General features: G+C 29.0%; 14 protein-coding genes. 10 read left to right on the forward strand and 4 right to left on the reverse strand.

Translation table 11 applies throughout. The features are described 5' to 3' along the window. The first annotated feature begins 23 nt into the window (after positions 1–23). The 4 genes from MARPI_RS07470 (at position 24) to MARPI_RS07485 (ending at position 6,559) form a co-directional block, all read left to right on the forward strand. The gene (locus MARPI_RS07470; RefSeq protein ID WP_014296985.1) at positions 24–1,166 is read left to right on the forward strand and encodes an Ig-like domain-containing protein; all 1,143 of its coding nucleotides are present in this window, start codon (positions 24–26) and stop codon (positions 1,164–1,166) included. Beyond that, the gene (locus tag MARPI_RS07475) at positions 1,163–3,895 is read left to right on the forward strand and encodes a hypothetical protein (RefSeq protein WP_014296986.1); all 2,733 of its coding nucleotides are present in this window, start codon (positions 1,163–1,165) and stop codon (positions 3,893–3,895) included. Before MARPI_RS07470 ends, MARPI_RS07475 begins: the two co-directional genes overlap by 4 nt. 62 nt (positions 3,896–3,957) lie before the next feature. Then, complete coding sequence (locus MARPI_RS07480; RefSeq protein ID WP_014296987.1) at positions 3,958–6,165, forward strand: methyl-accepting chemotaxis protein; 2,208 nt, start codon at positions 3,958–3,960, stop codon at positions 6,163–6,165. Between the two features lie 166 nt (positions 6,166–6,331). Then, the gene (locus MARPI_RS07485) at positions 6,332–6,559 is read left to right on the forward strand and encodes a hypothetical protein (protein WP_014296988.1); all 228 of its coding nucleotides are present in this window, start codon (positions 6,332–6,334) and stop codon (positions 6,557–6,559) included. A 22-nt stretch (positions 6,560–6,581) separates the two neighbouring features. Here MARPI_RS07485 and MARPI_RS07490 read toward each other — a convergent pair whose 3' ends face one another. Continuing rightward, entirely contained in the window at positions 6,582–9,104 is a 2,523-nt protein-coding gene (locus MARPI_RS07490) for an adenosylcobalamin-dependent ribonucleoside-diphosphate reductase (RefSeq protein ID WP_014296989.1), read from the reverse strand. A 184-nt stretch (positions 9,105–9,288) separates the two neighbouring features. On the opposite strand from MARPI_RS07490, the gene MARPI_RS07495 reads away from it, so the two are divergent. Continuing rightward, entirely contained in the window at positions 9,289–9,885 is a 597-nt protein-coding gene (locus tag MARPI_RS07495) for a TetR/AcrR family transcriptional regulator (RefSeq protein ID WP_014296990.1), read from the forward strand. A 13-nt stretch (positions 9,886–9,898) separates the two neighbouring features. Next, a complete protein-coding gene (locus MARPI_RS07500; RefSeq protein WP_014296991.1) occupies positions 9,899–12,022 on the forward strand; it encodes an efflux RND transporter permease subunit in 2,124 nt (707 codons plus the stop codon). A 42-nt stretch (positions 12,023–12,064) separates the two neighbouring features. Here the strand turns inward: MARPI_RS07500 and MARPI_RS07505 are convergent, their stop codons facing one another. Continuing rightward, complete coding sequence (locus tag MARPI_RS07505; protein WP_014296992.1) at positions 12,065–13,267, reverse strand: flagellin N-terminal helical domain-containing protein; 1,203 nt, start codon at positions 13,265–13,267, stop codon at positions 12,065–12,067. 40 nt (positions 13,268–13,307) lie between these two features. Then, complete coding sequence (locus tag MARPI_RS07510; protein WP_014296993.1) at positions 13,308–15,443, reverse strand: hypothetical protein; 2,136 nt, start codon at positions 15,441–15,443, stop codon at positions 13,308–13,310. A 211-nt stretch (positions 15,444–15,654) separates the two neighbouring features. On the opposite strand from MARPI_RS07510, the gene MARPI_RS10790 reads away from it, so the two are divergent. Next, complete coding sequence (locus tag MARPI_RS10790) at positions 15,655–17,742, forward strand: HAMP domain-containing methyl-accepting chemotaxis protein (RefSeq protein WP_014296994.1); 2,088 nt, start codon at positions 15,655–15,657, stop codon at positions 17,740–17,742. A 35-nt stretch (positions 17,743–17,777) separates the two neighbouring features. Here MARPI_RS10790 and MARPI_RS07520 read toward each other — a convergent pair whose 3' ends face one another. Continuing rightward, on the reverse strand, positions 17,778–18,512 hold the full coding sequence (locus MARPI_RS07520; RefSeq protein WP_041639012.1) for a WecB/TagA/CpsF family glycosyltransferase: 735 nt from the start codon (positions 18,510–18,512) through the stop codon (positions 17,778–17,780). 199 nt (positions 18,513–18,711) lie between these two features. Between MARPI_RS07520 and lon the strand changes: the two genes are divergently transcribed. The 3 genes from lon to ord all read left to right on the forward strand — a co-directional run bounded on the left by lon (position 18,712) and on the right by ord (position 22,908). After that, entirely contained in the window at positions 18,712–21,072 is a 2,361-nt protein-coding gene (lon, locus tag MARPI_RS07525; RefSeq protein ID WP_014296996.1) for an endopeptidase La, read from the forward strand. A 2-nt stretch (positions 21,073–21,074) separates the two neighbouring features. Next, the gene (gene yihA, locus MARPI_RS07530) at positions 21,075–21,653 is read left to right on the forward strand and encodes a ribosome biogenesis GTP-binding protein YihA/YsxC (RefSeq protein ID WP_014296997.1); all 579 of its coding nucleotides are present in this window, start codon (positions 21,075–21,077) and stop codon (positions 21,651–21,653) included. Between the two features lie 241 nt (positions 21,654–21,894). Then, positions 21,895–22,908 (forward strand): 2,4-diaminopentanoate dehydrogenase, encoded by a 1,014-nt coding sequence (ord, locus tag MARPI_RS07535; protein ID WP_014296998.1) that lies wholly within the window; start codon positions 21,895–21,897, stop codon positions 22,906–22,908. Position 22,909 lies beyond the last annotated feature (1 nt).

A 22,909-nucleotide genomic window follows, 5' to 3' on the forward strand; every position in this document is an offset into this window, starting at 1 on the left:
ATAATAGGTTGGGAGGCAGTATAATGAAGAATCTAAGGGGTATATTATTGGGGATAATTATCCTGATATTATTTGTAGCAGGTTGTACGTTAAAACAGGATCAAAAACCTGTTATTCAGTTAGTAGAGCCTAATTCTGATATTATAGATAGCGGTTTTAATTTTCATTTAAAAATTTCAGATGATGTATATTTAAAAGGTTTGACGATTATGATAAATAATTCTGAAAAAATAGAAGTGGTAAGAAATCCTGAATTTAGTATTTTAAATGATGGCCTTGATTTAATGAGTTCTTTTAAAATTAATGTATTAAACGATAAGTCAATAGAATTAATATCATTAAAACCATATCCTATAGATGAAATCCCTGATGGGGAAATATTACATATACTTATAACAGCTGAAGATAATATTGATAATAAAACAGAATTGGAAAAAGACTTAAAGGTTGTTAGAAAGCCTATTATTAAATTACTTCCTTCGGAAGAAGCATATGACACAGTAGAAGGTACATTTGATATAATGGCATATATAAAAGATATAGATGCTGAAGGGAAAGAGGATTTAAGCGAATATTCAATAAACTTATATCATAAAGGTAATTTAATAGATTCAACACTTTCTCCAGTTGAAATGAAATACAATGAACACGATAAGGATGCTACGGTTACAACGCAAACATTTGAAGCATATAGATATCCTGTTGGCGATACACTTGAGTTAAAAATTTCAGCAACTGATAGAGCATCAAATACAGTAACTTTAGAAAAGGAAATAAAAGTTGGGGGAAAAGCTCCGGAGATAACAATTATAAAACCAAATATGTTATCCTCAGGTGCAACAATTGTTAATATAGAAGCAATGGTTACAGATGATGTTGAAATAAAGTCAGTAAGATTATTGGTTAATGATGTAGATATAAACGGAGATATACATATAAAATCACTTGATGCGCCAGCATTAACGCTTGATGAATTTAAAAAGAAAGAATATGTAAAAAAGGTTTTTATAACTAAAAACAATGTGGAGCTTAAAGATTCAGAAACAAGGATTATAATCGAAGCTGAAGATAGAGCCGGTAATATTGTTTCGAAAGGATTTAAAATTGTTATAGTCAATAATGAAAATTCACCAACAAAGAGATTTAAAATAGTAAAAGAGTGGTGATTATTATAAAAAAATATATTTTGTTTGTGTTTTATCTTATATTATTCCAGCTCTTTTTTGGACAATCACTTAAATTAAAAAGTATATTTCCAGAAAATAATAGCGAAGGCATTTCGCCAACAGGTGTAATATTAAAATGGAACTTTGAAAATACGGAAAATAAAAAAATTACATATGATATATATTTAGGGGAGAATAATTCTCCCCGTTTGTATAATGAAAATCTTCCAACAAATATATATCCGGTAAAATTTTTAAAACCGGAAACAACATATTTCTGGAAAATTGCTGTTAAAGAAAATGGTGAAAAAATATATGAAACCCCTATTTTGAAATTTAAAACAAGAAAATACAATAATGGCGAGTTAATATGGGTAGCTTTTGTGAAGGATAAAACTCAAATTTTTTCATATGAAAATTATACTGTTACTGCTGGGAATAACGTTATAGATATATATGATGAAAATAAAAAAATAAAATTTTCATTAAAAGAAAGATTTGTAGATATAGATATTAAAGGGGAATTTATATATCTTTTAAATAATTCATACATAAAATTATTTGATATTTCAAGTGGGAATTTAATTAACCAAATTAATCTTGATAACATATATGCCAGTATTAAAATTGATAGCAATAATAATATATTTATATACAACAGCAAAAGACTGGAAAAATTAAATGGAAAAAGTGTGGTTTTTAGGATATCCTTCGATTCAGAAATAGAAAGTGTAATATTTAAAAAAGATTTTTTTGCAGTAAAAACCCAAAAAAACTTTTCTGTTTTTGATTTAAATGGCCAGATAATTAAAGAATTTAAAATTCCCGGTCAAATACTTGAATATGATAATAATATAATTGTTTTTAAAAATGCAAATTCGTTAATAATGTCTGATTTTTCTGGGAAGATGATAAAATTACCGTTTTATGCAGAAAAAATAAAGATTTCAAATGGATATATTATATATTATGAAAAAAACTATCTAAAGCTTTATAACTATAAAACCAAAAGAATTCTTGAATTTAAAAGTTTTTCTGATTTTTTAGATGTGAAAATAATAAACAATATCATTTATGTGTTTGGTGAATACACATATGCTCAGGACTTTTCAGGTAATATAATATGGAAACATTATTTTCAGGGGAATATAATTGTTTCAAAAGTTATAAAAACAGAAAGACAAACTTTTGTATTTATATTAAAAGACAGAAATTACAATAAAATTGTTGAAATATATGATTACGATATCGGTAAAAAAGAGAATAATGAAATCATAGCTGAAAATACTATATCAGATGAAAATATATTAAAAAATGAAACAAAAGAAAGTTTAATATCAACACCTATACTTTTATATCCTGAAAATGGAGATATTATAAATACTTATACTGTTTCACTAAAATGGAAAATGCCACATTCAGAAAATGCGACAAATATAAGATATGAGATATTTTTAAAAGAAATAGGAAATGGATATATAAAAGAACAAAAAATAAAAAATATAAAAAATAATGAATACACAATAAATTTAAAACCAGAAAAAAGATATATCTGGAAAGTAATAGCTGTTATAAATGAACGTAAAGTTGAAAGTTCTGAAAAAGAATTTTTAACAGGCAAAATGGACTTTGTTTTAAAAAGGCTAAATATGGCAGCAGATCAGATGCTTTTGGATTTATATATCAACAATGAAAAAGTATATTTTACAGGTTATGGCGAAAATCCCGAATATAAAATATTGAACTTATTATATGGTGAAATTGATTTTAAATTTTCAAATCCAGATGTAAAAATATATTTGGAGAAATTTGAAAATTATGGAAAAAAGATAGAGGTTACAGATGACTCAAGTGCAATGATTATAGGTTTTTCCAGCAAAAAAGATATTCGCGGGGATATGTATTTATGTTTATTAAATACAAAAGATAAAAAAATTCTCTGGGAAACATTTGCTGGAAGTACCAAAAGGGATTCGTTTGAAGACTTTTATTTTGATAAAAATGAAGGATACATATACACCACAGGTACAATTGGGAATGATCGCTCTGAGACAAATATACAAATTTCAAAATATTCTTTAACAGGTTATAGAATATGGTCAAAAGAGTATGGAGGATATGATCTTGAATTTGCATCCAAAATAATAAAATTGGATCCATATTCATTTATTTTAGCAGGATCTACAAAATCATTTGGGAATGGAGGATATGACTTTTATATAATAAAAACCAATGAATTAGGTGAAAAAATCTGGGATTTAACAGCAGGTACTTCAAAGGACGATTTTGTTTCAAATATAATTCCTATTTCTAAAAATGAATTTATTGTGATTGGAACATCATTTAGAGATGTCCTTCAGCCATATTTTGTTAGATTAGATTCAAATGGATTTAAAACATATGGGAAAATTATTCCATTTGTAAATGATATAAATATTGTAAAAGCTATAAAAGAAGGAGAGTATATATATACTGTTGGCTGGGTTAGAGATAAAAATACATTAATAAGAAAAGGATTTATTGCAAAATTCAACTTTAACGGAGAAAAAATCTGGGCAAAAAGTTTTTCTATAAAAAAACAGGATACTATTTTTACAGATATAGGATTTATAAACAATAAAATGATAATTGCAGGAGTTTCTGAATATAAAAGTCCTAATTTAAGAGATATTATATTTATTCAAACAACAGAAAAGTATATTCTTTCAAATTTTACAGATGAAAAATAATAGTAAAAAATATGTTATAATATTAAATATGAAGGGGTATTCTATTTCAGGGAGGGGTAATAATGAAAATAAACGGAAAGATTCTGTTGTTTGTTTCTCTCATACTTATTATTTCCTTTTCTGTTTTTCTTTTTTATAGCGTTATTCAATCGCAAAATGCTTTGGAAGAAAGTTTTGTTAGTAAATTGATAGTTGCGCGTGATTCAAAGAGTATGTTTTTAAAAAACACCTTATCTTTAATAGAAAAAGATCTTGAGTATTTTTCAAAACTTCCAGTAATAATGCAGGATTTTAATGATATTGTAGCTCAGGAAACAATGTTTAAAAGTATGGGGGATACTGAAAATTTCTTAAAAGAATTAAGAGAAGTATATTATGAAAAAAATCCTTATAAAGAAAGAGAAAAGCTGATAAACTTTTTTTACGATGAAAATTTCGATGAATCAAAAATTTCAGATGCTGCACAAACAGATTTATATCCCTACAATTCAACCCATGAAGATTTACATCCTCTTTTAACGAAATTTGTTGATACAAAAGATATTTATTATGATATTTATCTTGTGTCAAAAGACGGAAATATACTATACTCTGTAAAAAAGAATGAAGATTTTGCTACAAATTTGAAAAATGGAAAATATAAAAATACTCAACTTGGAATTTTATTTAATATATTAGAAAGTTCTGGAGATACAAAAGTACATTTTTCAGATATAGGTAAATATAATGCCGGCAATAAAAAATATGGTTTTTTTGCAGGAATAAAAATCTTAAATGATTATGATGAAGTATCTGGATATTTTATAGTATATATTGATACAAATTATCTTGAATCTGCTTTAAAAGATAAAAGTGGAATGGGAAAAACCGGTATTACATATATCGTGGGAACAGATAAATATTTAAGAAGCAATCTTCCAGATAAAGAGGTATTATTAACTCAAAAAGCCAATACAAAGCCTGTAGAAAAAGCATTAAAAGGTGAAACAGGCTGGATGGTATCAAATAATTTTGAAGGGAAAAAAGTCCTCAGTGCTTATGCTCCATTTCAATTTAAAGAAGTAAAATGGGCGTTTATTTCAGAAGTTTCTGTTGAGGAAGCATTTGCAGCATCTAAAAAGATAAGAAATTCCCTGATTTTTATGTCTTTGATTATTATTTTAATTTCAATATTATTGTCTCTAATTTTTTCCAGGAAAATTACCAATCCTCTTGTAAATCTCAGCAAAAAAGTTGATAAATTTGCTTCTGGAGATTTCACTGTGGATTTTAAAATTGAAGGTAAAGATGAAGTAGCCTTAATAGCAAATTCATTAAAAAATATGTCAGATAATTTAAGAGATACAACATTATGGATGCTTGAAGCTGGTAAAAAAATAGAAGAATCTTCAGAAATTTTAGCGAAAATTTCAGAAAAAACGGCTTCTCTCAATGATAATGTATTAAAAAAATCGCAATTAATTGAATCTAATTCTGAAAATGCTTCAGCAACAACAGAAGAATTAACTTCAGGAGTAAATGAAGTTTCTACAGCAGCTCAAAATGTTTCTGAAACCGCTGCTGAAATTTCAAGATCAGTAAATAATACAACTCAATTGACGCAGGATGGAGAAAAATCAATTATAAAAATTGCTGAAATTATAGATAATGCAGTAAAAAAATCCAAGGAAACAGAAAAAACGGTTGCAGTTTTGGCTGAAAAAGCTCAGAATATTGGAGAAATTGTGGAGACAATTACCAGTATAACCGAACAGACAAATCTACTTGCTCTAAATGCAGCAATAGAAGCAGCAAGAGCTGGAGAAGCAGGAAAAGGTTTTGCTGTTGTTGCTGATGAAATTAGAAAGTTAGCAGAAGAAAGTAGAAAGGCTACTGAAGAAATAGCCAAAATATTAAATGAAATAAAAGATGGCGCTGCAAAAGCCAATCAGGCTACAGATGATACTGTAAAAGTTATAAGTCAGGTTGAAATAAGTGCAGATGAAATTCAAAGAAAATTCTCAGAGATACTTGAAAGAGTTGAAAGCATTAATGCAAGAGTAGAAGATTTAACAGCAAGTGCGCAACAACAAAGTGCTTCAACAGAAGAAATGGCTGCAGCTACAGATAAAACGGCACAAATGATATTGGAAATATCAAAAGAAGTATCAGATATAACAAGAGAAATTGAGGACGAAAGTCTGGAAATAGAAAATGTCAGTGAAAAAGCTATGGATTTATCGAAACTTGTAGAACAATTAAACGAAAGACTTAAAAAATTTAAGATTTAGAAATAAAACACCACCAATTAAGGTGGTGTTTTTTAAATTAATATATCATTGATTAATTAATTATTTGTAAAATTATTAGGACTTTTTAATAATTATTTGACATGAGATAAACTAGTATGTTATAATTCATATGTGAAAAATAAGTTTAAACAAAGAGGATGATAGTATGAAAGGGAAACAATATAATCATGAAGAGATTGAAAGAATAATTGCTGATAAGATCAAACAGGCAAATGAGCTTTTAAAAGAGGTTGAAGAATTACTAGATGAAGAAAGTCATTTAATTAAAACTGAGTCTCAAAGCCGATTAGGAGAACTTATAAATGGGCATATTGCTCTAAGTGAACATTCTGAAGAAATCAAAGAGAAAAGCGGAACTTCCCAAAAAGATTAGGAAGATCCGCTTTTTATTTATTTTAAGAGCATTTAGACCATCCGCAGGTTTTACATGAAATACATCCTTCTGTCATTAACAGGGAATTTTTGCTTAGACAGGTAGGACAATATGTATTACCTTCGTTATCTATATAATAGCCTTTTGTATATTCGAGTTTATTAGCGTGAACAAACTTTTCAACTTCTTCTCTACTTAAAGGTTTTCCAACATGAAATACCTCAATATCTCCTTCGTTGTCTTTCCATAAATCTTCGAAATCCTCAAGTGCTTTCTTAATTTCACCAGAAATACCTTTACAATATGTACCTTTTACTTTTGACAGCTGCTCTAAAATTTCATCTGCTGAGACACCTGATCTCAAAGCGATGGATGAAAGTCTTCCTATAATTTCTGCGGTTTCTGTACCATCAGAAAGGAATATTTCTATTGCTTCACCGTTATCATCAAATGAAACTGTAATATATACCGTTCCTGATCCTGTTTTATATTTTCTTGTTACGCTTTTTAAAGTATCCTTTCTTGGCCTTGCTCTTAATTTATGCTTTTCATCAAGAACAAAGAAAGTAACCTTTTTATCGTCTTTCTTTTTTGCTTTGGTTAAAACCTGTGTTTCTAATGAGCCATCTCTATATATTGTAATTCCTTTTAAACTTAATTCCATAGCCATTTTATATATATTTTTAATATCATCAACAGTTGCTTCTTTAGGAAGGTTAATGGTTTTGGAACATGATGCATCAAGATAGCTTTGAATCATATGTTGAGCCATTAAGTGATCTTCACCTGAAATGTCCATGGCAGTTACAAAAACGCGTTTTATTTCCTCGGAAATACCTTCAATATTTTGAACACTCCCTTTTTCTATAATCTCTGCTTCTAACTCACTGGTGAGTTCTCCATCTAATTTTTCTTTTAGAATTCTGTTCATATATGGTAAAGGGACTCTATTACCTTCTTTGTCTGTCATATATCTAATATATGCAAGCATAAAATTTGGTTCTATACCACTTGAAGTATCTGCAATATTTGAAATTGATCCTGTTGGTGCAACAGTATTAACCTGCACATTTCTTTTAAATTCTTTTGCTTCATTAAAGAAATGTTTTCTAATAAGCTCATTCCACTTTCTTATATTTTCTGAAAAATCATCTTTGAGCATGGCAAAAGGAATAAATCCTTTTTTGTATTTTGATCTGTCAAATAGAGGGAAACTTCCTCTTTCTTTAGCTAATTCAGTACTTGCAAGATGTGAATAATATGCAAACTGTGCAGTACTTTCAGCCATAAACCTTCTTCCTTCTTCAGAATTATAAGCTAATTCCTTTTTAAACAAAGCATCAGCAAGGCCCATAATACCGAGACCAATAAATCGTTGTTCCTTTGAAACCTTATCTATTTCTTCAAGTGGATAAACGTTAATATCTATAACATCATCAAGAAAGCGGCTGCACCAGTAAATTAAATCCTTGAAAAGCTCGTTATTTTCATGATCAGGGTTTCCAAGATTAACAAAATCCACAACCTTAGCCAGATCAATAGAACCAAGATTACAACTTCCATATGGAGGAAGAGGTTCCTCACCGCATGGGTTAGTAGCACTTACAGGAGTTACATCGCTTAGTGCATAATACTTATTGTGCCTTCCTAAAAATAGCATTCCGGGATCGCCTGATTTCCATGCATTATTTGCAATTAAATCAAATAACTCTCTTGCTTTTATTGTTTTTTTTATATTTGAATTCGGATGACTAAGTTCAATTTCTTCATCGTTTTCTAACTTTTTTAAGAATTCTTCTGGATTATCGAAATTAACGGAGATATTGAAATAGTTTAATACAGACTTACCATCATTATTCTTTTTTGAATTAATAAAATCAATTACATCAGGATGGTCATATCTCATAACAGCCATTTGAGCGCCTCTTCTTGCTCCACCTTGCTCTATTGTTGAAGCGGTAGTATTAAAGACATTCATAAAACTTATTGGACCAGATGATTTTCCACCTGTGCCAGCAATAGAACTATCTTTTGGTCTTAAAACAGAAAAATCATATCCCACACCACCGCCATATTTTTGAATTAAAGCTGCATCTTTAACAGCTTCAAATATTCCTTCCATAGAGTCTTCTAATGGAACAACAAAACACGCAGATAACATATTATGTCTATTTCTTGAATTATATATTCTTTTATAATCTTCAATAGTCATTTCTTCTAAGGGCTTTTTAAATATTTCTAATGGCAAAGTTTTTCCAGAATTGAATAATGTTGGACTATTGGGAAGGAAAACACGACTTTTAAGAAGTTTATAAAATTTCTTTTCAACATTTCTTATTTCTTCAATATCTTCCGTATATAAAATTTCAGCGCTGGCTATATATCTTGAAACCCTCCTTGTAATATCTTCCCAGCTATGTTCAAGATAATTACCTTCTCCATCTTTAAGAAAATATCTATCTCGTAATATCCTTTCAGCATTTTCAGATGGAGAAATATTTATAAAATGGTCAAGAAAATCATCAAGATTAAAAATTTCAGTCACACCATTACCCCCTTCGATTTTATTCCAAAAAAGATTATACCACAATATATGGTGGGAGTTACCAATTATTTACACAAGAAATAGTGGAATATTATAATATAATATTAATAAAAAAAACAGTTGACTTAAAGATTTTTTTGTATTATAATAAAAACGAACGTTCGTTCGAAAGCGGGGTGAGATTTTGAAAGGTGTAAAGGAAAGGATTATGGATGCAGCAGTAGAGTTGTTTTATAAAAAAGGATTTGCCGCAACAGGAGTTAGAGAAATTGCAAAAAAAGCTGGTGTAAGCACATCAATGATTAATTATCATTTTGGTTCAAAAATGGGGATTTTGAAAGAAATAATGGAAGTTCTTTTTGAAAAGCTTATTGAGGAATTTAAAGTTACAAATCTTGATGGGAAACCGCTTGAAGAGAGGATAAGAATTGCTATTAAAGCTCTTGTAAAATCAATAAAAAACAATGAAAAGATGTTCAGAATTATGCTCATGCAAATTCCTGATGAAGAAAGTGATTTAATTGAATACAGGGCATCTAAGGTAAGGGAAATTATTTATAGCGTGTTTAAAAATCATTTTGAAGGATTTGGAGATGAAAAACATTTTGAAATTTTAGGTCCAGCATTGAGCGGTATGATTTTTTCGCATTTTATTTTAAAGGATATTATTCCCCAGGTCTCAGGAATAGAATATCCAGAAAATTTTTATGACACTTACGCAGATTATATTGCAGATTTATATCTTCATGGAGCATTAAGCATTATCAATAAAAATAAGTAAAGGGGAGATAAATATGGAAAGATATGTAGATTTTATAAGAAATCATAGAAAAGGTTTATCAATTCTTCTTGCTATAATTAATATTGTAGCGCTTATAGGGTTATTTAGAATAAGATTGAATGTTGATATGAAAACATTTCTCCCAACTGATTCTGCGTATTTAACAACATACGATGAAATAGAAAAAAAATATGATTTATCAGATCAATTAATTGTAATGTTTGAACTTAATAAAGATCCTTTAAAAGATATCAATACGTATAAAAAATTGTGGCAATTACAGAGGGAACTTGAAGAGATAGATGGTGTAAACTTTATTTCCAGTTTATTTCCAGAAAACTTACCGGGATACAATATAAAAAATGCTGATGAAATTACAGAGAACTTTATAAAAAAGATAGATTCTATTGAAATGTTTAAAGATAAGTTTTTAAGAGAGAAAAATGGGAAATACTATACACTGTTTACTATACCATTAAAAACAGAGGACTTTAAAGTGGTTAATGAAATAGAAAAAAAACTTGAAGGTATAAATCACTACGGTGCTGGAACGGTATATTTTACAAAAAAATTATTTGATTATTTATTTAATCTTTATATTTATCTTCCGCCTCTTGCGTTTATAATAATGCTTATTATTTTCTCTTTACAATTAGGTTCTAAAAAAGCTGCATTTTTCTCTGTGATACCTGCTGGTATGGGATCGTTGTGGACATTGGGATTAATGGGATGGTATGGTAAGGAATTAACTATAGCCAGCGTTCTGGTTCCGATCTTTACCATTATTATGGGAAGTGCTGATGGAATGCATTTTTTAACGCATTATATAGAATATATAGAACGCGGTCTTAATAAAAGAACTGCTGTTATTGAAACATTAAAAAGTACCGGGATTGCAATGATTATGACAACTGTAACTACAATAATTGGCTTTATTTCAATGGTATTTATTAATTCAAATATGATGAAAGAAATGGGAATATGGACATCATTTGGTATAGGTTTTGCAGGAATTGCAACATTATATATATTACCACTTATTATTTTTGGTAATGTTGAATTAAAAAGAAAAAGAACACATGTATTTGATGTTTCTTTTGTAAAAAAATATTGGAATATAAAAGGTGTGTATATATACATAATCTTTATTTTAATTTTTGGATATTTAATTACTAATATAACAATAAAATTTGATCAGATTTCCATGTTTAAACGATATACAAAGGTAAGAAAAGACTATGAAAAACTTAGTTCTGTTTTTGATTTTAATATTCCTATTATGGTAGATTTTGGAACAATCCGAGAACCGCTTGATAAAATATATTTAAATGAAATGGGAAGTTTAAAAGAAACGCTTAAAGATAAAATATATGATTTTACATATCCACAGGAATTTTTAGATGTAATGGGAAGGGAATTATACAATTTTAAAATGTATCCAAATGCTTTACAGATTTTAATTATGAAAAAAGGTTTGAAAAATAATCCATTATTTGATCTTGTTAAAAACAGGGATTATCTTGCAATAATAACTCCAAAGGATAATTCAGAAGAAACTTTAAAAGAAATAGAAAATGATGTATTAAAACTTAAAGATAAGAAAATATTTAAATCAATAAATATAACAGGAATGCCTTTTGTTTTCAATGAAATGAATACTACAGTATTACACAGTCAGATAAGCAGTCTTATAATTAGTGTGGTATTTGTATTTCTATCACTATTTGTCATAGTAAGAAGTTTAAAAATATCATTTTTTGGAATATTACCATTATTTGGTGCATTAATTATAGAATTTGGTGTAATGGCATTATTTAAAATTCCGCTTAATATTATAAGTGCTTTAATGTCAAACATTACAATAGGTATTGGAATTGATTATGCAATTCATATGATAGGAACATATGGATATTATAAATCTCGAAGCGAAAATCCAATTGAGGAAACATTTAATGTTGTTCAAAAACCAATTATGGCAAATGCAATAGGATTGTCTTTAGGATTGTCTATATTAAACCTTTCTCCATTTACATTCCATTCACATCTTTCAGTAATAATGTGGTTTGGTATGCTTAGTGCATCAATGTTTACATTAATATTATTACCATATTTTTTCAGGAGATTTGATATAAAATAATTAGAACCCTTCGTATGAAGGGTTCTAATTTTATTGAGGATATTATCTGAATAACTGTGTAACCTGTTGTGGTAATTGATTTGCCTGTGACAACATTGCAGTACCACTCTGGAGTAAGATTTGTTGTTTTGTATATTCTGCATATTCTTTTGCCATATCGGCATCTCTGATACGTGATTCTGCTGCTGTTAAGTTTTCTGAAGCTACTCCTAAGTTCTTAATTGTATGTTCAAGCCTATTTTGAGCGGCACCTAATTTTGCCCTGAATGCAGATACCTTATAAATAGCTGCATCAATAGCACTTACAGCAAATTCTGCGTCACTTTGAGAGTTAATCTTCAAACTACTTACAATACCAATATTATCAGCTTTCATACTTTCAAAACCTAAAGATATAACCTGACCTTCATTGGCACCAATATGATACTGAATAGGATTTACTCCATTTGCTCCTGCTGTTACAAGGCCATATACAGCTATTGCACCACCATCGATTTTTGTTCCAGAAGCAAGAGTTCCACCATAATCTGTGATTTTAGAAATCTGTGTTTGATCCCATCCAATTATAATTGATCCACTGCCTATATCAACAGTAATACTATTAGCATTTACTGATACTATTGAAGTTGATGTATCAATTGTTCCATCTTCTTTAACCACAGTAACCTTAACATCAAGTTGACTTGTTGCTCCACCAGCAAATTGTCCAACTTCTATAATAACATTAGCATTAACGTCTATACTATTTAAATTTCCTCCACTTTTAATTTCAAAATGAGCTGAACCAGGAGAAACAAGTTTAGCTTCTGCACTTCTTGTTCCTCTAATTGAACCATCAAGAAGATTTTTTGTATTAAATTGAGTTGTCTTAGCAATTCTGTTAATTTCATTTCTTAATTCAGTGAATTCATTTTGTAATTGATCTCTATCAACATCTGTGTTAGTATCTGTAGAGGATTGAACTGCTAATTCCCTCATACGTTTTAAAATGGAATGAACTTCATCAAGCGCACCTTCAGCAGTTTGGATCATTGAAATAGCATCCTGTGCATTCCTGATAGCTGTGTTTAACCCTTTAATCTGGTTTCTCATTTTTTCTGAAATTGCAAGTCCTGCTGCGTCATCTGCTGCTCTGTTAATTCTAAGACCAGAAGAAAGCTTTTCGAGTGATTTGCTCATCTCACCTTTTACATTACTTAACGTTCTCCAGGCATTTAAAGCCTCCATGTTATGGTAGATTCTCATAAAAACTACACCTCCATGTTTTTATAATTGATTATAATATTTATTTTGTTTTGAATATTACAGAATATGGCTCACTGTCATATTTATCAGCTTTAGAATTATCAAATTCATCAACAATCTGGGAAGAATCAATTTTTATTTCCCAGGTTTGGGTTGAATCAAGAGTTATTCCTTCTAAAACACCATAAAAACCTACTTTTTTACCTTCTGGAAGATTATCCTTTAATAATGAAAACTGATAATTTTTATTTGTTTCATAAACCTTTACAGAAATAGTTAAAGAACTTCTTGTTTTAATAAATGATTCATCTATAAATTCTATATTTATTATTGGATTTGTTGTTGGCGTTGAGATGATTATATTATTTATTGTTGATATATTATTCTCAGGATCATAAGAATAAACAAGTTGATTGTCCAGGGTAACTCTATATAAATCTGGTGGTTGATCCTCTTTTACAAGAACTTCGAAATACTTTTTTACTTCAAAATTATTATCAACATCTTTAACAGAAATTTCCACTAAGTTATGACCAGATGGGAATTTATAAGAAGTAAAAACTGTATTGGTTCTTGTTTGTATAGGTTCAGACACATATTCATCTTTTCCATTTACTGAAAATGTATATACATATGTAGCTGGGTATGTATAAGCTGTTTTTAAATTAAATTTAATATTGAATTCGTTTAACTTATCTGACAGAGGGTCAACGTTTATTTCTTCTGGCATAAAATACGAAATAATTGAGCCATCACTTTTTTTCTGTTCTAAAGTATATTCAAGTTCAAAATTATTTATAACTTCAGAAATTCTAAAATACTTATAATATTTTTTGGTATATTTTGTATCTTCTTTTATAATGGTTAAATCCAATTCATAGCTTCCTTTTTCAAAAAACATGGTATTTGTTTCTAATTCTGTTGCATTGGAGGTTAATTCTATAGGTTCTTTGTAATCTTTTCCGTCTTTTTTTAATATAATCTGGTATTTCAAATCATTTGAAAAATCATAATTTTTATTTACTCTTATTTTAAAAAATATAGGATCCCTGGTTGTTAATGTAGTATCATCAGTAATTAAAATATTTTTATTCATATAATCCTTTTTATATATTTCAAGAGTTGCATCAAACTCATCAAATTGCTTAACCTTTAAAGGATAAATAATTTCTGTAGAATATTCCGTAACTTCATTTATTACTGAAATATTCAGATTAATATCTCCGTCTTTAAGATAAAATGGACCATACTTAAAACTTTTTTCTGCTAACATTGTTGATTCAATAGTTGTATCTTCTGTTGAAATCTTATATGTATACGAAGCTGGTAAATCATATTTTTCATTTAAGTTTATTAATGCATATAACGGTTCATTGGTGGTTAATGTGCTATTTTTTGAAACTAAGTCTCCGTTAAAAGAATCTTTATGTAATTCAAAGGAAAAATTAAAAGTAGTATCTATATTTTTAGGGTTAACCTCAACGGTTGTTCTTCCAAAACCGTTATTTTGTGTATCATAAACTTCAACGCTAATAGTGTGTTTTTTATTTTCAAAAAACATAGGAGTTGATTCAAAGGTTTTGTTTTTTAAACTGCCACTTTCAATTAAATTAGAATCGAAGTATATTTTATATGTAAAATCGCTATTATATAATAGATTGTTGTCAAATGAAACCAGAGCTGTATAGTATCTATATGGATCATATAATTCAGTGCTATCAATAATTTCGTTGGTTTTAATATTTTTAAATTTCAAATTTGGGTTTAGTTCTTTTTGGTAGTCATAAATGTTCAAAATTAATGAATTATTGCTTTCATACGTATCTCCACCCAACAAAAATATTCCTGTAATCTTATATTTTCCTGCTTCATTAATTTTAAAAGAAGCAGTATATGTATATTGATCGACAGCAGTCATATTTACTGATTTTATGTTTGATGTATTATTCATATCTTCAATTTTTAATGTCGCACTTCCAATATCTGCCAGTGGAGAAGAAATTTTAAGAGTGATAGATTCATTTGCTTCTGAAACACTCTTGTTAATAACAGAAACACTTTCGCTACTATATGATATTTCCACATTAACTTCGAATTTTGATTTTGCAGGTTTAGTACACCCTGAAAAAAGTAGAATAAATATAAAAACAAGAAGATATATGTTTTTTAATTTCATACGGATCCCTCCATGGAAATTCTTTCAATATATCATTCTTTGGAAAAAATTTTTTTCCTAAAAATAAGAATCTTCAAAAATAATTAATATATTATCCTGTATGTAAAAAATGAGTATTAATTCAATATTAATCTTAATTTTCACACTTTAAAATTTAAACTAAAAAGAGTATAATTAATTACCAAAGAAAATTTTATGAAGAGGTGATATGATGAATTTAAAACAACGTATTTTACTTGATTTTTTCCTTATTGTGATTATTTCTGTTATAATTGGTGTTCTTGGAATATACTCTACAAACGATATAAAAACTTCTGTAATTGAAATTGCAAGCGAAAATCTTCCAAAAGTACAAAAGATTATGTCAATTTATCAATTGCAAACCGAAATTGAAAGATCAGAAATGGCTTTATTGGGATTTACTGATCAAAAATTAAGAACAGCAGAATATGGAAAAATTTCTAAAACATGGAAGGAAATAGACAGATTAATTAGTGAATATGAACAGATAAAATTGACAGATCAGGAAAAAAAATATTGGGTAGAATATAAAAAGAAATTACAAAATTGGAAAACAGAACATGCAAATTTCATGGCATTATCAAAAAAATTAGATGAAACCAAAATATTGGATCCAAAATCATTAAAGTTAGATATAAAAACATATGAAGCAGATTTATATCGCTTTGCCTGGATGCTGGAGAAATCCATACTTGAAAATGAACCATTTAATGAAGAATTAAATCCCCACAAAAACCCATTTGGAAGATGGCTTGATAGTTACCAGACAGAAAATGATTATCTTGCAGATATGTTTAAAGATATGAAAAAATACAATTCTGGATTATTAAAAACTGCAAGTACAATAAACAGATTTTTAAAAAAGCAGGATAGTAGTAAAACACAAATGATGCAGAAAATATATAATAATGCTTTAATGCCATATTTAGATAAAATATTTGATGTTTTTGATACAATTAATAATATTTCAGATGAGGCTTTAAAGTTAAAAGATCAAATGGCATATCAAAGTTTAAATGTAGATTTACCGTTGTTTGAAGAATCCACAGCAGTATTAAAGAAAATAGTTGAATATAATAAAGCAGAAGCGGAGAAAAAAGGCGAAGATGCTCTTTCTAAATCACAAAAAGCATTGTTTATGGTTCTTACAGGGATAATTGCAGGTGTGATAGTTTCAATATTACTTGGACTTATTATAAGCTCAAATATTTCAAAGAGAATAAATATCCTTATGAAAAAGATAAAGGCATTTGGTAAAGGTGATTTAACAGTAGACTTCTCTTTAAGTGGAAAAGATGAAATTGCACAGATGGCAAATTCTCTTGCAGTAATGGCAAAAGATTTAAGAAAATCCATGCAATTAATATCTGAATCATCCAATAAATTGGCTTTATCAGCTGACGCTTTGGCTTCAGTTTCCGAAGAACAAAATGCTATTTCTGAAGATTTACAGTCTCAATCCAGAATAATTGAAAGTAACACAGATGATGCATCAGCGTCTGTTGAAGAAGTATCATCAGGTGTTGAAGAAATCGCAGATTCAGCTCATTTAATTTCGCAAAGTGCAGAAGAGTTAGCGTTTAAAGCTACTGAAACATCAGAAGCAGCTAAAAATGGTGAAAAATCTGTAGAAAAAATTGTAGAAATAGTAGAAAAAGCAGTTGAAGAATCGAAAGTTACACAGGAAAAAGTACAGGCTTTGTCTGAAAAAGCTCAAAATATTGGAAATATTGTAGAAACAATAACAAAAATTACAGAACAGACAAATCTATTGGCATTAAATGCCGCAATAGAAGCTGCAAGAGCTGGTGAGGCTGGAAAAGGATTTGCGGTAGTTGCAGATGAAATTAGAAAATTGGCAGAACAGAGTAAATCTGCAACTGAAGAAATTGCAAAGATACTTATATCAGTAAAAGAAGGAGCTCAGGATGCAAATGAAGCTATGAACGATATAGCAAAGGTAATTAAAGATATTGATATTGAATCCGAAAATGTTTTTGAACAATTTAAAGCAATTCATGAAAAGGTTGAAGATATAAATATGAAAGTTCATGAATTATCCTCGGGAGCAGAAGAACAGAGCGCATCAACAGAAGAAATGGCTGCTGCTATGGATAGAATTTCTGGAGTTATAGATGAAATTTCTCAGCAGGTAAAACATATGGTTTCCGCGATTGAACAACAAACAGAAAGTTCAAGACAGGTAAATGAAGCAGCAGAAGAAAGTAATAAATTATCGCAATCATTGATGGAACTTATTAAAAAATTTAAAATATAAATAATAAAAGGGCATGCAAATCGCATGCCCTTTTATTATAAATTTATAACCTCTAAATTTACAGGAACCTCTTTTGAACGATAAATTTTAAAATAAAAATACATTAAATCTGGAAACTTTTTAAATCTCTTTGGTTCTCTTATCATTCTATATAACCATTCAAGACCGAATAATTGGAAAAATCTTGGAGCTCTTGAAACCTTTCCGGAAATTACATCTATACTACCGCCTACACCCATTGCTAATTTAACATTTAATCTATGTAAGTTCTTATATATAAATTCTTCCTGTTTTGGAACACCCATACCAACAAATAAAACCTCGGCACCACTATTATTAATCATATCGATAATATCTTCTGTTTCATTATCTTTAAAATATCCGTGATGTGTTCCAACAATAGAAATATTTTCAAATCTTTTTTCAAGGTTTTCCTTTGCTTTTTCAGCTATCCCTGGCTCTGAACCAAGTAAAAATATGTTATGTTTTTGCCATTCGCAGATTTTAAGCATTGTATCAATTCCTGGACAGCGCTCTGTATGATATCCCCATTTTTCAAGATATTTTACAACACCTATGCCGTCAGGAATAGAAATGGTTGAATTTTGCAATTCATACTTATATTCATTATTTTTGAAATATTCAAGAAACATAAGAGCATTTAAGGTCACTATCCAGACCTTTTCATCTGTTTCCATTTTATGCTTTATAAAATTCCACATATCTTCTTTTTTCCCCGATAACAATCTAAGACCAAACAACTGAACCATTTGAGTCACTATATTCCCACCTTTATGTTTTTTAATAAACGCTTCTATTTATTTTTTCTTTATCTTTACCTATAATACCTATAAATTACATTAATATGTGTTAAAATATTTTATGCATTTCTGTTTTTATTTTACCATAATAAATGATTAAAATATTGATAGGATTGTTAAAATTACAATAATAATGGAGGTTGAGCATATGGCAGAAAAAAGTGCTATAGATAAATTTATAGACAAGACATTAAGCGAAACATTTCCTGAAGAACTGCCTCTGATCCCTACCAGGGCTAAATTTGTTGTATTTCCAAACTCAATAATACCAATGATAATAGGAAGAAAAAAATCAATAGCTGCTCTGGAAGAATCGCTTGAAAAGTATAACAATTTAATGTTCTTTGTTTCTCAAAAAGATATAGAATTAGAAGAGCCAACAATAGATGATTTTTATAGAATAGGTACTATAGGAAAAGTTGTTCAAATAATTAGGGGACCTGAAGGAGAATATAAAGTTCTTGTTGAAGGACTTAAAAGAGCAGAAATAAAGGAATTTACAGAATTTGATGAAGTAATAAAATGTAAAATTAAACCACTAAATGTTTCATATAAAAAAACAAAGGTTTTAGAAGCTCTTGTTAGAAGAGTAAAATCATTATTTGAAAAGTATATCAGTCATACAAAGAAATTTCCACAGGAAGCTATAATGATTATAGAAGAAACAGAGGATCCAGAAGTAATAAGTGACTTAGTAGCTTCTGTATTGCCAATAGAACATACTGAAAAACAGGAAATTCTTGAAGAGTTACATCCTAAAAAAAGGCTTGAAATGATACTTGAAATTTTAACTCAGGAAGTTGAATTACTGGAAATAGAAGAAACAATTGAAAGTAAAGTGCGTGAGAAAATAGAAAAAGGTCAGAAGGAATTTTATTTAAGAGAAAAACTTAAAGTAATACAGGAAGAATTAACCGGTGAAGCGGAAAATGAATTTACATTATTAAAAGAAAAGATAAAAAAATTAAAAGCACCTGAATATGTAAAAGAAAAAGCGGAATACGAGCTCTCAAAGTTAGAGAAAATGTCACCATTTTCGCCTGAAGCTAATGTTTCAAGAACATATATAGATTGGTTGCTGGAATTGCCATGGGAACAGAAAACGAGAGATAGATTAAACATAAAAGAAGCAGAAAAATTATTAAACAAAAATCATTATGGCCTTAAAGAGCCAAAAGAGAGAATTTTGGAATTTTTAGCAGTTAGAAAATTATCAAAAAAACCACGTTCTCCAATATTATGTTTTGTTGGGGCTCCTGGTGTTGGAAAGACCTCATTAGGTAAATCTGTAGCGGAAGCTTTGGGAAGAAAATTTGGAAGAATTTCGCTTGGTGGAATGAGAGATGAAGCTGAAATTAGAGGTCACAGAAGAACATATGTTGGAGCTATGCCGGGAAGAATAATACAATTAATAAAAAAACTTGGTGTAAAAAATCCAGTAATAGTACTTGATGAAATAGACAAAATGGGAATCTCATATCAGGGAGATCCAGCTTCTGCTTTATTAGAAGTACTTGATCCGGAACAAAATAATGCTTTTGTAGATCATTATCTTGAAATACCCTTTGATCTTTCTGAAATAATATTTATTACAACTGCAAATGTATTACATACTATACCAGGTGCTTTAAGAGATAGAATGGAAATTATACAGATTCCAGGATATACAGATGCAGAAAAATATTATATCGCCAAAGATTATATTATTCCAAAGCTACTTAAAGAACATGGAATAGAAAAAACTCAGATAAAAATAACAAAAGGTGCTTTACAAAAAATAATTTCAGAATACACAAGAGAATCTGGGGTTCGTTCCCTTGAAAGAATATTGGCAAAACTAATGAGAAAAGTAGCCTTAAAATTAGCAGAAGGTGAAAAAAGTGTTCATGTAAAAATAAATAATGTCAAAGAGTTATTGGGAACACCTCCATATTTCAGATCAGATAAACTTGAAAAACCAGAAGTTGGTGTAGCAACAGGTATGGCATGGACAGCATATGGAGGAGAAATTTTACAGGTAGAAACATTAATTACATCAGGGAAGGGAAAGTTAATAATAACAGGAAAACTTGGAGATGTAATGAAAGAATCTGCACAAATAGCTTTGACGTTGTCTAAAAAAATCATAGAAAAAAAAGATGAAAGTTTATTGGAAAAATTTGAGAAATGTGATTTTCATATACATGTTCCAGAAGGAGCAGTTCCAAAAGACGGTCCATCAGCCGGGGTAACTTTAACAACTTCTATAATATCCTCTATTCTAAATATACCTATTAGAAATGATGTTGCCATGACAGGTGAAATTACCTTAATGGGAAAAGTATTACCAGTTGGAGGAATAAAAGAAAAACTTTTATCTGCATATAGAAGTGGAATTACAAACATAATAATTCCAAAGCATAATGAAAAGGATCTGGAAAAAATTCCAGAAGAAATATTAGAAAAACTCAAAGTTTATAAAGTGGAGAATATAAATGAGGTGTTAAAAATAGCCTTAATGGAGGGATAGGAATGTTTAAAAAAATTGAGCTGGTAAAAACAGCCTATACGAAAGGTGATTATCCACCAATATTAAATGCGGAAATAGCCTTTGCCGGACGTTCAAATGTTGGAAAATCCAGTTTATTAAATAAATTATTTGGAATTAAAATTGCAAAAATCAGTTCCAATCCTGGTAAAACAAGATCCATAAATTTCTATAATGTTGATAATAAAGGCTATCTTGTAGATTTACCGGGATATGGATTTGCTAACGTTTCAAAATCCGAAAAGAAAAAATGGGCAGATTTAATGGAGGATTACTTTAAAAACAGATATTCATTACAAATGGTATTCCTTCTAATTGATCATAGACATGAACCGCAAAAAAAAGATATAGAAATGATACAATGGTTAAAGGAACTCGAAATTCCATTTATGATTGTTTTAACAAAACTGGATAAATTAAAGAAAAACGAAAGAGTAAAACAGTTAAACCTTATAAAATCCCATTTGTCAAAATATGGGGATTATATATACTTCCCTGTTTCATCCAAAACAGGAGAAGGTATTGGACAGCTAAAAAATGAAATAATAAAGTTTTTAAAATAAAGAAATCTCTCGAATTTTCGAGAGATTTCTTTATTTTATAGTACATATTTCCAAATTTGCTTAAAAATCGTCAAATTTATTGAATAAATTCTATCATTAGTAAAAATATAGAGTATGCTTGAGTATGAGTGAGTATGTTTGAGTATGCGAATTTGACTATATGAAAGAAATTTCATAAAATTAATATGTAAAGGTTTTGTTGAGAAATTATTCATAAAAATTTTAAAGGGAGGCCTAAAACATGTATAGAGTAGCTTTATGGGGATTTGGCGCTATGGGTAGCGGAATTGCAAAAAATATTTTATCAAAGTATGAATTGGAATTGGTAGGTGTTCATGACACAAGATATGTTGGAAAAGATGTAGGAGAATTATTGGGAATTGGAAATATCAATATACCTGTTTATGACACACCAGAAAAAATGTTAGATGAAACAAATCCAGATTTAGTTGTAATTGCTACAAACTCATTTGTTAAAGTTGTGAAAGAACATATCATAACTGCTGTAAAAAGACATATTAATGTAATTACAATTGCAGAAGAAATGGCATATCCATTCTATACACATCCAGAAGAAGCAGAAGAAATGGATAGTCTTGCAAGAAGATATGGAGTTTCTGTTTTAGGAACAGGTATAAATCCTGGTTTTGTTCTTGATACATTAATTCTTGCATTGTCAGGTGCAGCATTAAATGTTGAACAAATAAAGGCTGCAAGAATTAATGATTTATCACCATTTGGTCCAACAGTTATGGAAACTCAGGGTGTTGGAACAACAGTTGAAGAATTCGAAGAAGGTTTAAAATCAGGAAAAATCGTAGGACATATTGGTTTTGAACAATCAATTTATATGATTGCAGACGCCTTAGGTTGGAATATAGACAAAATTGAACAGACAAGAGAACCAATAATTTCAAATGTTTTAAGGGAAACAAAATATGTAAAGGTTGAACCAGGAATGGTTGCAGGATGTAATCATGTTGCAAGAGCATATATGGGAGATAAACTCGTTATTGAATTAAAACATCCACAACAGGTAAGACCTGAATTGGAAAATGTAGATACAGGAGATTATATTGAAATTATAGGAGATCCTAACCTTAACTTAGCAATAAAACCAGAAATACCTGGTGGAAAAGGAACAATTGCTGTTGCTACAAATATGATTCCTTCAGTAATTGAAGCAGAATCAGGATTATTATCAATGGCAGATTTACCAGTTCCAAGATCATTAATAGGTGATCTTACAATATAAG

This window comes from Marinitoga piezophila KA3, from assembly GCF_000255135.1.
Lineage (GTDB): Bacteria > Thermotogota > Thermotogae > Petrotogales > Petrotogaceae > Marinitoga > Marinitoga piezophila.

Bases quoted from the DNA above. Each gene is read 5' to 3' on its own strand.
- MARPI_RS07520 (WP_041639012.1), bottom strand. From the start codon at position 18,512: ATGGTTCAGTTGTTTGGTCTTAGATTGTTATCGGGGAAAAAAGAAGAT.
- MARPI_RS07480 (WP_014296987.1), top strand. From the start codon at position 3,958: ATGAAAATAAACGGAAAGATTCTGTTGTTTGTTTCTCTCATACTTATT.
- yihA (WP_014296997.1), top strand. From the start codon at position 21,075: ATGTTTAAAAAAATTGAGCTGGTAAAAACAGCCTATACGAAAGGTGAT.
- MARPI_RS07500 (WP_014296991.1), top strand. From the start codon at position 9,899: ATGGAAAGATATGTAGATTTTATAAGAAATCATAGAAAAGGTTTATCA.
- ord (WP_014296998.1), top strand. From the start codon at position 21,895: ATGTATAGAGTAGCTTTATGGGGATTTGGCGCTATGGGTAGCGGAATT.
- MARPI_RS07485 (WP_014296988.1), top strand. From the start codon at position 6,332: ATGAAAGGGAAACAATATAATCATGAAGAGATTGAAAGAATAATTGCT.
- MARPI_RS07470 (WP_014296985.1), top strand. From the start codon at position 24: ATGAAGAATCTAAGGGGTATATTATTGGGGATAATTATCCTGATATTA.
- lon (WP_014296996.1), top strand. From the start codon at position 18,712: ATGGCAGAAAAAAGTGCTATAGATAAATTTATAGACAAGACATTAAGC.
- MARPI_RS10790 (WP_014296994.1), top strand. From the start codon at position 15,655: ATGAATTTAAAACAACGTATTTTACTTGATTTTTTCCTTATTGTGATT.
- MARPI_RS07510 (WP_014296993.1), bottom strand. From the start codon at position 15,443: ATGAAATTAAAAAACATATATCTTCTTGTTTTTATATTTATTCTACTT.
- MARPI_RS07505 (WP_014296992.1), bottom strand. From the start codon at position 13,267: ATGAGAATCTACCATAACATGGAGGCTTTAAATGCCTGGAGAACGTTA.